Genomic DNA, 13,790 nt, shown 5'->3' on the forward strand with positions numbered 1-13,790 from the left:
TCAGCGGGCCGCGGCGGCGGTGAGCACGCCGTCGAGCGCGGTCAGGAACGACGGGAAGTGCGCGCCGAAGCGGCGCAGGTCGGGTTCGGCCTCCATGCCGCCGTACCAGTACAGCCCGGCCGAGCCGTCGGCCGCCGGGTTGAGCGCGGCGAAGGCGCCGAGCCAGCGTTCGGTGTCGCCCAGCACGACCGCGTACGGCAGCGAGCGGGAGAACACCAGCTCGCGGTCGGCGGGCGGGATGTCCTCGGCGCGCGCGGTGTGCAGGTAGTCGAGCAGGCCGCGGACCTGCCCGGCCAGCGCCCGGCCGCGGGCGGTGCGGGACGGCAGCAGCGCGGCCACCGCGACGACGGCGAGCCCGGCCAGCGCGACGGCCACGCCGAGCAGCGCGTACCCGATGGTGAAGGTGAGCACCGCGGTGGCGGCAAGGCCGAGGGTGAAGATCCCGGCGCCGAGCCAGGTCAGCCGGCCGCGGGCGGTGTCGGGGCGGCGGGAGAACCAGCGCTTGCCGACGACGTCGGCGTACATCGCGTCGCTGATCCGGCGCAGGTCGAGGCCGCCGCGGGCGCGCAGCTGCGACACGAGCACGGTGTCGGTGCCCGGCGGCAGCAGGGTTTCGCAGACGGCGCGCTCGAAGTCGTGGAGGTGCTCGTCCGGCGGGTTGCGGCGGGCGATCTGCCAGTCCGGACCCGGGACTTCGGCCAGCCACAGGTAGTTGCGGACGGCCAGGTCGACCACGGTGGCGCTGATGTCCACGACGTCGACGGTCTCGTCGACGACCGTGCCGACCTGCCCGGGCAGCACGCCGTCGGGGCTGGCGAAGAAGACACGGTCGCCTTCGCGCAGCAGGACCTCGACCGGCCCGGTGGCGGCGCGCAGCGCGCCGGCGTCCTGCTTGCGGCGGCGCCACACGAAGAGCGCGGCCGCGACGAGGAAGGCGAGCAGGACGGCGAAGGCGATTCCGGTCAGGGGCGTGAGGGCGAAGGCGTTGGCGAGCAGGCCGATGGCGGCGAACTCCGCGTTCGCCGGCGTGGTGCCCGCGGGCAGGCCGACGAGGAGGTCGACGCGGTCGCCGGGGCGGACGTCGTTCTGTTCCAGCCGCACGACCCCGGTGTGGTCGAGCTCGGCGAGGGTGCAGCGCTGGCTCGAGCCGACCGGGCCGGCCAAACAGTCCACAGGGGACAATTGCGGCGAAGGGGCGAGCAGCGACGCGGTCAGCTTGGCGAGCGGGGCGTCGAAGCCGCTGCCGACCTGCCAGCGGGCCTGCTGCCGGCCGCCCTGGTCGGCGACGGCGCCGTCGACGGTGTAGCTGACGCTGCTGGTGCCGGCCGGGAAGGTGAGGACGAGCTGGTCGCCGGTGAGTTCACCGGTGGCGCCCTCGGTCTTGACGTCGCGGACGGCGAAGACGCGGTCCTGGTCGTCGCTCGCCGGGACCTTCAGCGGGACGCGCGAGGTGAGGTGCTGCCCGCCGGGGACGGTGACGCGCTCGGTGACGGAAAGGGTGCCGTCCCGCAGGAGCTTGAGGGCGACGTCGGCGGTGGTGCCTTCCGGCCGGACGTCCTGGCCGGTGAGCAGCTGGGGTTTCTTGACCTGGTCCTCGGGCTGGTTCGGCAGGACGGGCCCGGCCGAAGGCCCCTGCGCACCGGCGGGCCCGGCGGCAGCCACCACGGCCACGACGGCGACCGCGGCGGCGATCGCCCATTTCTTCGACACAGCACCACACCCTAGAGCACCCGATCTATGCTGACGCCCGGAACGGCGCGATCACCGCAGGTACGCCGCTTCCGACGGGGAAATCGCACGGGGGGTTCCACTCGATGACGCACGGCCCGCAGGGTCCCGGGGGCGGTCCTGGCTCCGGTCCCGGTCATGGCCCCGGATCCGGATCCGGTCCCGGTCACGTCCCTGGCTCCGGCCCAGGTCCGCACGATCCGCGCCGCCCGGTGCCGCCGCCGGGAGCGCGGCCGCTGCCGCCGCCCGGGGTGCGCCCGCTGCCGGGGCAGGGTGGGCCGCCGGGCCGCTTCGGAGCGCCCGGGCCGGGTGGCCGGCCGGTCCCCCACGGTGCTCCCGGGCCGGCCGGGCCCGGCACACCCGCACCGCCGAACCCCTTCGGGGCACCCGGCGGGCCGGTCCAGCCGCACGGGACTCCGTACGGTCGCCCGCTCCCGCCGCCTACGCGGGCTCCGCTGCCGCCTCCCGTCGCCGCGCCGCCGCCCGTCTTCACCCCCGGCTATGCCGCGCCGCCCTCCTTCGGGCCGCGGTTCGCGCCCGGCTACACCCCCTACGTCGCCAAGAAGTCGAACACCGGTGTCATCGTCGCCGTCGCCATCTTCGCGATCGTCGCCGTCGCCGGTGGGCTCATCGCCGCCGTGGCGCTGTCCGGCAACCACAAGCGGCACGTCGCCGACGCCGGCTACGCCAGTACCTACCCGACCACCACCGAGGAAACCACCACCGAAGCGACGACCACCACCGCCGCGAGCACGTCGTCGGCCGAAGAAACCACGGCCACCCGCACCACCGAACGGGAAATCCCGACCTCACCACCGCCGTCCGGGCCGCGGTCGGTCGTGGCCACCGGCGACAACCCGCTCTTCGCCCGCGCGGACTACGGCCTGCAGAACATCCCGTGCTCACTCAGCCGCTGGGCGACCGACCAGGCCAGCGTCCAGCGGTTCTTCCAGTCCGGCATCGGCTGCCTCGACGCGATGTGGTCGCGCATGCTCGGCGCCGCCGACCTGCCGTTCAAGTCGCCGAACCTGTCGGTGCCGCGGTCGCTGTCGGAATCGTCGACCCCGTGCGGCAGCGGGGGCACGACCACCGGCGTCACGCCGTTCTACTGTTCGGCGAACAACACGATCTACATGCCGATGGACCGCATCGAGCTCGACGTGTGGGGCAACCACCCCGGTCCGTACCTGTCGATCCTGGCCCACGAGTACGGCCACCACGTGCAGAACATGTCGGGCATCACCGAGGCGTTCGCCAACCAGCGCTACGACGCGGGCGCCGACTCCGCGGCCGGCCTCGAACTGTCCCGCCGGCTGGAACTCGAGGCCCAGTGCTTCTCCGGCATGTTCCTCGGCTCGGCCTCGGTCTCGGGCGGCTCGGTCGACAAGAACGTCTACAACGAAGCCTGGAACGCCCAGGACCGCGGCGACGACTACGCCCGCAACGGCAAACGCGACCACGGCAGCGCCAGGCACAACATCAGCTGGTGGCAGCACGGCGCCACCAAGAACCGCAACCAGCAGTGCAACACGTGGCTTTCGCCCTCGGGCGACGTCTCGTAGCGCCGGTCAGCTCGGCGGGGTGAACGGGTTCTCCACCGGCACCGGCGTCCCGGACGGCGGGGTCGGCGGCTCCGGCGGGACACCGCCCGGCTGCGGCCCCGGCGACCAGGGCTGAGCCGCCTGCGGCCCCGGGTACGGCTGGTAACCCGGCCGCGTCTGCGCGACGTACGCCTGGAACGCCCGCGCGTGGTCCCGGTTGCGCCGCTCCGCCAGCACCGCCGACAGGAACGCCCACGGCGGCACCCCGGGCGGCACCGGGGTGCCCAGCGCGTTGCCCACCTGCTGCGCGAGCCCCCAGCCGAGTGCGTGCGACGCTTCCGGCCGCAGCTCGCGGAACCGGGCCAGGAACTGGCGGCTCGCCAGCGCGAGGTCGTCCGGGAGCCGGGTCAGGTCGAGCTGGGCCGCCCAGCCCTCGAGGCCCGGCGGCATCGCGATCGGCGCGTGCGCCGCGCCGTCCGGGACGCGGTCGCGGACCACCAGGGTCCCGGCCAGGAAGTCGCCGACGCGGCGGCCGTTCGACGAGCACAGCGACACGATCACCGCGACCGCGCCGAACAGCCCGAGCGCCCAGAAGTCCACGACGAACCCCGCGAGCCCGCGGACCAGTGCGTGCCGGAACCGGATCGGGCCGCCGTCGACGCGCACCACCCGCAGGCCCACCGCCATCTTGCCCAGCGAACGGCCCCGGGTCAGCGTCTCGGAGATGACCGGGTAGCCGACCATCACCAGCACCAGGCACACCAGCAGCAGGGCGACGAACAGCGACTCGTCGCCGGTCTGCACCGTGAACGAGAGGATCAGGGCCGCCCCGATCAGCAGCGCCACCTGCAGCAGGACGTCCAGCGCCAGCGCCAGCGCGCGGCTGGCGAGCTTGGCCACGCGCAGGTCCAGGACGACCGCTTCGCCGGTGACCAGCTCCGATTCCTCAAGCACGGGTCCAGCGTATCGACGGATAGGGTGGCCGGTGTGGATGTGGACGTCTTCGTCGCCGCGCACTCGGCGGAGTGGACCCGGCTCGGCGAGCTGGTCCGGCGCGGCGGCAAGCTGACCGGGCCCGAGGCCGACGAGCTGGTGACGCTCTACCAGCGGACCGCGACGCACCTGTCGATCGTGCGGTCGGTCGCGCCGGACCCGGCGCTGCTCGGCCGGCTGTCGGACCTGGTCGCGCGCGGCCGGTCGGCGGTCTCCGGGTCGCACAACCCGGCGTGGCGCGAGGTCGCCCGGTTCTTCACGCGCCGCTTCCCGGCCGCCGTCTACCTGTCCCGGCGCTGGTGGATCCCGGCCGCGCTGGTGTCGATCGCGGTGATGGTGGCGATCGCCGTCTGGGTCGCGCGCGACCCGGTCGTGCGGGCGTCACTGGGCTCCGCGGCCGAACTGAACGAGCTGACCAAGCCGGGCGGCGACGCGGAGTCCTACTACTCGACCGGGCCGGCGGCGTCCTTCGCGGCGCACGTGTGGACGAACAACGCGTGGGTGGCGGCGACCTGCCTGTTCCTCGGCGTTGCGCTGGGCCTGCCGGTGATCGCCGCGCTCTGGATGAACGCGCTCAACGCCGGGGTGATCATCGGCGCGATGAGCGCGGCCGGCCGCGGCGACGTGATGATCGGTCTCCTGCTCCCCCACGGCCTCCTGGAGCTGACGGCGGTGTTCGTCGCGGCGGGAACGGGCCTGAAGCTCGGCTGGACGGTGATCGACCCGGGCCGCCGCTCCCGCACGGCGGCGCTCGCCGAGCAGGGCCGGTCGGTGGTGGTGATGGCGCTCGGGCTGACGTGCGTGCTGTTCGTGACCGGGGTGATCGAGGCGTTCGTGACCCCGTCGGGCTGGCCGACGTGGCTGCGGGTGGGCATCGGCGTGGCGGTGGAAATCGGCTTCCTGGTCTACGTCTTCACCCTCGGCAGGCGCGCGGCGAAGGACGGCGAGGTCGGCGACCTCGACGCCCGCGACACCGGGGACGCACTGCCCGAAGCGGCCTAAAGCCGTCCGGCGGCTTTCAAGGCCAGGTACCGGTCCGCCAGCGCCGGCGGCAGTTCCTCCGGGACCGCGTCCACCACACTCACCCCGTGCCGCACCAGGCGCTCGGTCATCCGGCTGCGCTCGGCCGTCGTGCGAGCGGCCGACGCCGCGTCGTAGACCGCTTCCGCGTCGCCGCGGGCCGTCAGCATCTCCGCCACCCGCGGGTCCGCCACCGACGCCACGATCAGCTCGTGGCGGCCCCGCAGCGAGCTCAGCACCGGGAACAGCCCTTCCTCCAGCGGCGCCGCGTCCAGCCCGGTCAGCAGCACGACCAAGGCGCGGCGGCGCGTCCGCTGCAGCACCTCCGCGATCATCCCGCGCGCGTCCGTCTCCACCAGGGACGGTTCGAGCGGGGCCATCGCGTTCACCAGCGACGTCAGCAACGACGCTCCCGACGACCCCTGCACCGCCGCCCGCAGGCGCCGGTCGTAGGCCAGCAGGTCGACGCGGTCGCCGGCCCGGGAAGCCAGTGCCGCCAGCAACAACGCCGCGTCCATGGCCGCGTCGAGGCGCGGTGCGTCGCCCACCCGGCCCGCCGAAACGCGGCCGGTGTCGAGGACCAGCACCACGTGCCGGTCGCGCTCCGGCCGCCAGGTCCGGACCATGACGTCGGCCGCCCGCGCGGTCGCGCGCCAGTCGATCGACCGGACGTCGTCGCCGATGACGTACTCGCGCAGCGAGTCGAACTCCGTGCCCTGGCCGCGGATCAGCACCGCGTTGCGGCCGTCGAGCTGCTGCAGCCGCGCCAGCCGCGACGGCAGGTGCTTGCGGCTGTGGAACGGCGGCAGCACCCGGACCGTCCACGGCACCGCGTGCGAACCCTGGCGCGCGGCCAGACCCAGCGGGCCGACCGACCGGACCGTCACCCGCGCCGCCGTCCGGTCGCCGCGCCGGGTCGGCCGCAGCGAGGTCACCAGCGCCCGCCGCTCCCCCGCCGGGACGCGCAGCGCATGCCGGTCTTCGGCGCCCGCGCTGGGCGGCCACGCGTCCCGCAGCTGCCCGCGCACCGCCCGGCCGCCCGGGTTCGCGACCACGAGCCGCACCTCGCACGGCTCGCCGAGCCGGACCGACGTGTCGCCCGAGCGCGCGAACGCCAGCGCCCGCACGCTGCCCGCCAGCGCCAGGTCGGCCAGGACGAGCACCAGCAGCACCGCGCCGACCACCAGCAGCCCGGTGACCGACGGCAGGAGCAGCCCGACCACCAGCGCGCCGAACAGCGCCAGCAGCCCGAGCCTTCCGGTGACCGCCATGTCAGCGCGGCACGGGCACGGACGCGAGCACGCGGTCCAGCACGCCGTCCGCGGTGACGCCCTCGAGCTCGGCCTCCGGCCGGACGTCAAGGCGGTGCCGCAGCGCGGGCCGGGCGAGCGCCTTGACGTCGTCCGGGGTCGCGTAGTCGCGGCCGGCCAGCCACGCCCACGCGCGGGTCACCGCCAGCAACGCCGTGGCACCACGCGGGGAAACGCCGATCCGCACCGAAGGCAGCGACCGCGTCGCCCGGCACAGGTCGACGACGTACCCGATCACCTCGGGCCCGACCGTCACCCGGGCCACGGCTTCGCGCGCGGCCGCGAGTTCCGGGGCACCGGCGACCGCCTTGAGACCGGCCGCCGCGAGGTTGCGCGGGTCGAAGCCCTGCGCGTGCCGCCACAGGATGCCGATCTCGTCCTCGCGCGAGGGCGCCGGCATGGTCAGCTTGAGCAGGAACCGGTCCAGCTGCGCCTCCGGCAGCGGGTAGGTGCCCTCGTACTCCACCGGGTTCTGGGTGGCGATCACGATGAACGGGTCCGGCAGCGGCCGCGACTTGCCGTCGATCGAGACCTGCCGCTCCTCCATCGCCTCCAGCAGCGACGACTGCGTCTTCGGCGGCGTCCGGTTGATCTCGTCGGCGAGCAGCAGGTTGGTGAACACCGGCCCCTCGCGGAAGGAGAACTCGCCGCTGTGCGCGTCGTAGACGATCGACCCGGTGACGTCGCCGGGCATCAGGTCCGGGGTGAACTGCACGCGCGTGGTCTCCAGGTCCAGCGCCGCGGCCAGTGCCCGCACCAGCAGCGTCTTCGCCACGCCCGGGACGCCTTCGAGCAGCACGTGGCCCCGGCAGAGCAGGGCCAGGATCAGCCCGGTGACGGCGGCTTCGTTGCCGACGACGGCCTTGCCGACCTCGGCGCGCAGCGCGATCAGCGCGTCGCGGGCCCCGGTCGCGTTCTCGGTACCGCTGGTCAAGTTCGCCCTGCCTCTCGTTCCACCTGATCGAGTTCCCCTGCCAGCCGGACCAGCGCGGGGTCGTCGGGCACCGGCGGGCCGTAGAGGACCGCGCCGACGTCGGCCGCCTGCCGCCCGGTCCGCGTGCTCACCGACTCCACCAGCGCCGCCGGATCGGCGTCGCGCGGCAGGCCCAGCGCGGTGCGCAGCCGGCCGCGGGCCGCTTCCCGCAGTGTCTCGCCCGCGTGCCCGGCCGCCTTCGCCCGCCGGTACAGCCGCGCGCGGCCCTCGGCCGTCTCGGCCGCGCGGACCACGATCGGCAGCGGCTCGGTAACCACCGGGCCGAGCCGGCGGGCCCGCCACAACGCCAGCAGGGCCACCGCGACGAACGCCTGCGCGGCCCCGTAGTACCAGCCGTCCGGGATCAGGTCGAAGATCGACCGGCGGGAGTTCTCCAGCGCCGGGTCCGACGCCGACGGCAGGTACCAGACGAGCTTCGGGTGCGCGCCGAGCAGGTGCAGCGCCAGCGCCGCGTTGCCCTGTTCGCCGAGCCGCTCGTTGGTCAGCGGCGCCGGCGTGCCGAGCAGCGTCGTCGTGCGGTTCCCCTCGGCGAGCTGCAGCAGCGTGCCGCCGCCGTCTTCGCCGGGGTAGCACGAGCGCGCGCCCGGCGAGGCGTAGCCGATCCCGCCGAGCGTGGCGTCGCCGGCCGCGACCGCCGCGGCGACCGTGCACCGCGGGGACAGCGTCCCGACGTCGCTGCGCCCGGCCGGGTGCACCAGCGGCAGCGAATCGCGCAGGGTCACCTCTCCCGGCGTCACCAGTACGACGTCGGCCGCGCGCTCCCGCAGCGCGTCGAACCGCGCGCCCGGGGCCACGTCCGGGGCGGTGACCAGCAGCGTTGCGCCGTCACCGGTTTCGGCGTCCGCTTCGGCGGCCGTGCGCACGGTCCGGACGTCGACGCCCTGGTCCTTCAGCAGCTTCACGAGCGCGTGCGCGCCGCCGGGTTCGTACGAGCCGGGTTCGAGGCCGCCGTAGGCCTGCTCGCCGCGGCCGAGCAGCAGCAGGGCCCCGGCGACGAAGATCAGGGCGAGGAGGGCGAGCGGGATACGGGCACCGCGCCAGATCCGGCGCAGATCCGGCGAAACCGAGGTCGTCACGGGGCCGCCATGGCGACCGGCCGCGCACGGCGGCAGTGCTCGTCCAGCTCGGTCAGCGTGCGGTACGCGGCTTCGGTGCCTTCGCGGCCGCCGTAGTGGACGTCGTCGAAGAGCCGGGCGCCCTCCCGCAGCCGCCCGGCGACGTCCGGCAGCAGCACGCCGGCTTCGGCGGCGGCCTCGTCCGCCGTCCGGCCGGAGCGGATGTCGAGCAGCGCGCGTTCCTCCAGGGACCGCACGACGGCGCGGAAGCGGTCGCGCACGGCGTCGTCGAACCGGCCCGCGGCGGCGGCCTCGCCTGCCGACCGGCGGTAGTCGGCGGCGCTGCGGCGCTGCCCGCCGAAGACGACGCGGCCGGCCCGTGCCGCGCGGGCGACCTTGCCGGTGCGCAGCCGGATCACCACGACCAGCACGATCAGCAGCGCGAGGATCAGCACCACGCCGAAGATCCCGCCGGGCACGCCCGAAGACAGGCTGTTCAGCAGCTTGTCCAGCTGCTCGCCCAGCCACCGGCCGACCTCCTGCAGGAAGCTCGGCCGGGCGTCCCGGTACTTCGGGTCGGAAAGTTCCTGCTCGGCCGCGCGGCGGGCCGCGTCCCGGTCGATGTCGACCGGGACGTCCGTCAGCCGGAAGGTCACCATGCCTGTGGCGGCTGCACCCCGGCGGCGCGGGCCAGTTCGATGTCCATGCCTTCGCGGCGCATCCGCTGGTCGAGGTAGACGATCACGGTGACCAGCGCGACGAACGGGATCGCGATGGTGCCGGCGATGATCTGCCCGGCCGAGGCCAGCAGCAGGTCACCGGTGCTCGGCACGGTCACCTTGCCGGGGGTGAACATGCCGCTGAACATGCCCGTGCCGAGGGTGAACGGCAGCTGGATGATGTTCTCGAAGAACGACTCGATGATCCGGGCCAGCAGCAGCACGCCGAGCACCCGCCAGAACGCGCCGCTGACCAGCTTGACCGAGCGCGAGAACGCGGCGCGGAACGTGCCGCGCTCGAGCACCAGCGCCGGGGCGGCCAGCGCCCAGAACACCCAGACGACCACGCCGGGGATGATGCAGAGCATGACGCCGATGGTGCTCAGCAGCGCGTAGACGAACGCCACGCCGAGCAGCGGCAGCAGCCGCGGCTGCACCTCGCCCCAGGCGATGCCGAAGGTGACCTCGCGGCCCAGTGCGGCGCGGCCCATCACCGCGGCCATCAGGCCGGTGGTGACGGTCAGCAGCAGCGTCTGCACCAGCGTCGAGGAGATGAGCACGATGAAGAGGTCGCCGAACGTGCCGAAGAGGGCGTTGCGGAGCTCCTCTTCGGTCGCCGCCGGGCCGAGGTCGACCGTCGTGGCGAAGCTCTCCAGGTCGGTGAGCACGTACTTCTGGAGGACGAAGGTGAGCGCGGCGCTGAGCACCGCCACCACGGCGCCGATGCCGAGGATCAGCAGCGCGTGCCTGCGGATCGCGGTGATCGCGCCGTCGAGGATGTCGCCGATGTTGAGCGGCCGCAGCGCGATCACGCCGGGCTTGCCGAGCCCGTGCGGGCTCCAGCGCGGCTGCTGGTACTGCGGCTGCTGCCCGGTGAACGGCGGCAGTGCGTCCGGCCGGTAGCCGGGCCCGTGCTGCCAGCCCGGGGGCGGGGTCGTGGGGGCCGCCTGCGCGTCCGGCGCCTGCCACCCGCGCGGCGGCGTCGGCGGTGACGCGGCGTGGTCTTCGGGCCGCTTGGACTCACCCGATCCGGGGGTCTGAGCCGCGGGCACGCCCTGGCTCGGAGTCGGCGTGTCGGCGCCCTCGCCACCGGTGTCTGTCATCGAAGCCCCTCGCCTGCAGTACCTGCTTGGCCACACTCTCTCAGAGCCGGTTGTACCCGGCCAGACCTGGGGTGACGTCGGTGCGCCGTGACGCGGTGCGCACGGACGGGTGCGAGAGGGCCCATTCCCCCGATATGCTGAATGGCGGGATCGGGTACCCCCGGTCCGTACCGAGACCCTTCGGGACTGCCTAGTGACGCAACCGCCCCCCGGCCAGGTACCGCCCCGCGGAACCGTCCAGCCGCCGCCGGTGCCGGATGCGCAACCGGATCTCCCGTGGCTGGGCCGACCGCACACCGTGTCCGCGCCGAAGCGCCGTTCCCCGGCGGCGGTGATCGGCGTCAGCCTCGGCGCGGTGGCCGTGCTGGTGCTCGGCCTGGTCGCGATCGTCGCCCTCAACCGCGACGAAACCCCGCTGGCCAACGCGAACTTCCGGGACGTCCCGACCTCGCAGGACGTCCCCCCGCAGCAGCTCCCGCCCGGCGGCGCGGGTGCCCCGGCGTCGGCGTCCGACCCGGCCACCGAGCTCTCCACGCCCAGCCCGACCGGTCCGCAGAAGATCCTCAAGCTGGCCGACCACCCGATCCTGCAGGACCCGAACGCCGGGCTGCAGAACCGCGTCTGCGCGCTGCCGGCCTGGCAGAGCACGCAGGCGGGCGCGGAGGCGTTCTTCACGGCCGCCAGCAAGTGCCTCGACGCCGCCTGGGGCCCGTTCCTCGAGGCCTACCACCTGCCGTTCACCCCGCCGTCGCTGCACTTCCCGACCGGCGCGAGCTTCGAGACCGAGTGCGGCACCATCCAGGTCGGCATCGCGACGGCCGCGTACTACTGCGAAAACAACCTGTACGTCCCGTTCCGCGGCCTGCAGACCGACCAGTACGGCAACAACCCCGGCGTCTACCTGGCCCTGTTCGCCCACGAGTACGGCCACCACGTGCAGGAGGTCGCCGGGCTGATGGACGCGGCCTGGCAGAAGATCTACGAGGCCGGCCAGAACAGCCCGGCCGGCCTGGAGATGTCGCGGCGCAAGGAACTGCAGGCCCAGTGCTTCTCCGGGATGTTCCTCGGCGCGCACGTCGACCAGGGCGGCACGATCACCCGCGACATGTACAACAAGGCCTGGAACGACCAGGAGACCCGCGGCGACAACACCTCCCGCAGCCACGACCACGGGACGAACGCGCACTACGCGTCCTGGTGGCGGGCGGGCGCGACGAGCAACCGGATCGCCGACTGCAACACCTTCGCGGCGCCGTCGTCCGAGGTCAGCTAGCGGTTTTGGGCGCGGCCGCCTTGGGCCGCAGCGGGATGCTCAGCCAGAGGTGGACGAACATCCCGCCGGAGAAGCACGCGAACACCAGCAGCGCCAGGCCGAGCGGGCGGCGCGCGTCGGACGCGCCCATCGACGTGTCCGCGAGGGTGACCGTGACCGCGCCCTGGTCCGGCAGCGACTCCGGGACGGCGACCTCGACACGTTCGCCCTGGCCGTGCCCGCAGCCGTCGAGCGTGCCTTCGTGGCTCTTCCCGGCGACGGTGAACTTCACGGTTTCCCTGGCGTCGGCCTGGCCGCAGGGCGCCGGCTTGGTGACTTCCGCCTGCACCGGCGCGCCGAGGACGTCGTTGCCGATGCCGAGCAGCCCGGGCCCGGCCAGCCACGCGAGCAGCACGACGAGCACGCCCGCCGCGGCGGGGATCGCCACCGTGGGCCACGTGAGGGCGAGGGATCGCGGGGGCACCCGGCCATGGTTCCAGATCCCGCGGGCAAAACCCAGGTGCCCTGGTCAGCGTTCGATCTTCTCCGCCTGGGTGACCTTTTTGACGTAAAGGAGCTTGTCGCCCGGTTCGATGGCGTCGGCCTGCGGGGCGTCGATGCGGTACAGGACGCCGTCGCGGACCAGGCCGAGGACGAGGTCGGACAGGTGCCGCGGCGAACCGCCCTCTTCGGACGGTTCGACCGCCCGCTCGGCGATCGCCAGTCCCGATTCGGGCGTGAGCAGGTCCTCCATGATGTCCACGACCAGCGGCGTCGACGTCGCCATGCCGAGCAGCCTGCCCGCCGTCTCGCTGGAGACGACGACCTGGTTGGCGCCCGACTGCTTGAGCAGGTGGACGTTCTCCGCCTCTCGCACCGACGCGACGATGTGCGCCTTGGGGGCCAGCTCGCGCGCGGTGAGCGTGACGAGCACCGCCGTGTCGTCCCGGTTCGGGGCGACGACGACCGCGCGGGCGTGCTGGACCGCGGCCACGCGCAGCACGTCGGACCGGGTGGCCGACCCGTGCACGGCGACCAGGCCGAGCGCGCTCGCCGCGTCGAGGGCCGCCTGGTCGGTGTCGACGACGACGATCTGCTCCGGGGCGATGTTCTCGTCGCCGAGCAGGGCGTTGACGGCGGACCGGCCCTTGGTGCCGAACCCGACGACGACCGTGTGGTCGCGCACCTTGGTCCTCCACTTCTGGATCTTGAACGCCTGGCGGGAGCGCTCGGTGAGCACTTCCAGGGTGGTGCCGACCAGGACGATGAGGAAGAGCACCCGCAGCGGGGTGATGACCAGGACGTTCACCAGCCGCGCGGACGACGTGGCGGGCGCGATGTCGCCGTAGCCGGTGGTCGAGAGCGAGACGGTGGCGTAGTAGAGGCTGTCGAGCAGGGACAGGCCGTCGCCGTTGGCGTCCCGGTAGCCGTCGCGGTCGACGTAGACGAGGATCACCGTGGCCAGCAGCGCGAGCAGCGCACCGATGATCCGCTTGACGATCGAGCGGAGCGGGCTGACCGTCAGCTCCGGCATCCGCAGGACGCCGACGAGCTCGTGGTCGGGCCGATCGGTGAGACTGCCCAGCGGCAACCGTTTGAGGGCCTTCATGCTGGCTCGTGTCGAGCGTCACTCACGCCCGGAGGATAGCCGAACCGGACACCGCGCCGCCGCGTGAAACGATGAGTTCATGGCAACCTCGCAACGGCCCGCGCACGTGTTGGCGGGCGCGCTGGGCTTCATGGGCGTCCTGCACTTCGCCGTCCCCAAGCCGTTCGACGGCCTGATCCCGGCCTCGCTGCCGGGCTCGCGGCGGGCCTGGACGTACGGATCGGGGGTGGCGGAGCTGGCGGTCGCGGCCGCGGTGGCGACGCCCCGCACCCGCCGTCTCGGCGGTCTCGCGGCGGCCCTGCTGTTCCTGGGCGTCTTCCCCGGGAACGTGAAGATGGCGGTGGACGCATCTTCGGCCCCGGCCCCGCAGCGCGCGATCGCCTGGGCCCGCCTCCCCCTGCAGTGGCCCCTGATCGCCTGGGCCCTGAAGGTCCGCGACAACGCCTGACCGGAGCGGTCGGTTCGC

Annotated in this window: 13 protein-coding genes; 4 read left to right on the top strand and 9 right to left on the bottom strand. The window is 73.9% G+C overall.

The genetic code is table 11. The features are described from left to right. Positions 1 to 1,692: a DUF2207 domain-containing protein gene (locus HUT10_RS21635; protein WP_176177932.1), complete on the bottom strand. Its 1,692-nt coding sequence runs from the start codon at positions 1,690 to 1,692 to the stop codon at positions 1 to 3. A gap of 248 nt (positions 1,693 to 1,940) precedes the next feature. Between HUT10_RS21635 and HUT10_RS21640 the strand changes: the two genes are divergently transcribed. After that, positions 1,941 to 3,290 (top strand): neutral zinc metallopeptidase, encoded by a 1,350-nt coding sequence (locus HUT10_RS21640; RefSeq protein ID WP_303246974.1) that lies wholly within the window; start codon positions 1,941 to 1,943, stop codon positions 3,288 to 3,290. 6 nt (positions 3,291 to 3,296) lie between these two features. Here the strand turns inward: HUT10_RS21640 and HUT10_RS21645 are convergent, their stop codons facing one another. Next, positions 3,297 to 4,223 carry an RDD family protein gene (locus tag HUT10_RS21645; RefSeq protein ID WP_176172897.1) on the bottom strand — a complete coding sequence of 309 codons (927 nt, stop codon included), beginning with the start codon at positions 4,221 to 4,223 and terminating at the stop codon, positions 3,297 to 3,299. Positions 4,224 to 4,256: 33 nt separating this feature from the next. Between HUT10_RS21645 and HUT10_RS21650 the strand changes: the two genes are divergently transcribed. Beyond that, positions 4,257 to 5,264 (top strand): stage II sporulation protein M, encoded by a 1,008-nt coding sequence (locus HUT10_RS21650; protein ID WP_176172898.1) that lies wholly within the window; start codon positions 4,257 to 4,259, stop codon positions 5,262 to 5,264. On the opposite strand, the gene HUT10_RS21655 is transcribed toward HUT10_RS21650, so the two are convergent. The 5 genes from HUT10_RS21655 to HUT10_RS21675 are packed head-to-tail and all read right to left on the bottom strand — an operon-like array spanning position 5,261 to position 10,463. Then, entirely contained in the window at positions 5,261 to 6,553 is a 1,293-nt protein-coding gene (locus HUT10_RS21655; RefSeq protein ID WP_176172899.1) for a DUF58 domain-containing protein, read from the bottom strand. The genes HUT10_RS21650 and HUT10_RS21655 overlap by 4 nt on opposite strands. Before the next feature lies 1 nt (position 6,554). Continuing rightward, positions 6,555 to 7,526 (bottom strand): MoxR family ATPase, encoded by a 972-nt coding sequence (locus HUT10_RS21660; protein ID WP_176172900.1) that lies wholly within the window; start codon positions 7,524 to 7,526, stop codon positions 6,555 to 6,557. Continuing rightward, entirely contained in the window at positions 7,523 to 8,662 is a 1,140-nt protein-coding gene (locus HUT10_RS21665) for a DUF4350 domain-containing protein (protein ID WP_176172901.1), read from the bottom strand. The genes HUT10_RS21660 and HUT10_RS21665 overlap by 4 nt, the downstream gene beginning before the upstream one ends. Continuing rightward, on the bottom strand, positions 8,659 to 9,300 hold the full coding sequence (locus tag HUT10_RS21670; RefSeq protein ID WP_176172902.1) for a DUF4129 domain-containing protein: 642 nt from the start codon (positions 9,298 to 9,300) through the stop codon (positions 8,659 to 8,661). The genes HUT10_RS21665 and HUT10_RS21670 overlap by 4 nt, the downstream gene beginning before the upstream one ends. Beyond that, entirely contained in the window at positions 9,294 to 10,463 is a 1,170-nt protein-coding gene (locus HUT10_RS21675; RefSeq protein ID WP_176172903.1) for a proline-rich domain-containing protein, read from the bottom strand. Before HUT10_RS21675 ends, HUT10_RS21670 begins: the two co-directional genes overlap by 7 nt. Before the next feature lie 250 nt (positions 10,464 to 10,713). Here HUT10_RS21675 and HUT10_RS21680 point away from each other — a divergent pair, with 250 nt between their 5' ends. Continuing rightward, positions 10,714 to 11,736, top strand: coding sequence for a neutral zinc metallopeptidase (locus HUT10_RS21680; RefSeq protein ID WP_176172904.1), 1,023 nt, complete (start codon positions 10,714 to 10,716; stop codon positions 11,734 to 11,736). Here HUT10_RS21680 and HUT10_RS21685 read toward each other — a convergent pair. Both HUT10_RS21685 and HUT10_RS21690 read right to left on the bottom strand, forming a co-directional pair. Further along, a complete protein-coding gene (locus HUT10_RS21685) occupies positions 11,729 to 12,163 on the bottom strand; it encodes a hypothetical protein (protein WP_176177934.1) in 435 nt (144 codons plus the stop codon). The two genes, HUT10_RS21680 and HUT10_RS21685, sit on opposite strands and share 8 nt — an antisense overlap. Before the next feature lie 81 nt (positions 12,164 to 12,244). Next, positions 12,245 to 13,324 (bottom strand): TrkA family potassium uptake protein, encoded by a 1,080-nt coding sequence (locus HUT10_RS21690; protein ID WP_176172905.1) that lies wholly within the window; start codon positions 13,322 to 13,324, stop codon positions 12,245 to 12,247. 79 nt (positions 13,325 to 13,403) lie between these two features. Here HUT10_RS21690 and HUT10_RS21695 point away from each other — a divergent pair, with 79 nt between their 5' ends. Continuing rightward, positions 13,404 to 13,772, top strand: coding sequence for a hypothetical protein (locus tag HUT10_RS21695; protein ID WP_176172906.1), 369 nt, complete (start codon positions 13,404 to 13,406; stop codon positions 13,770 to 13,772). Positions 13,773 to 13,790: the final 18 nt, after the last annotated feature.

The organism is Amycolatopsis sp. Hca4 (genome assembly GCF_013364075.1).
Taxonomy (GTDB): domain Bacteria; phylum Actinomycetota; class Actinomycetes; order Mycobacteriales; family Pseudonocardiaceae; genus Amycolatopsis.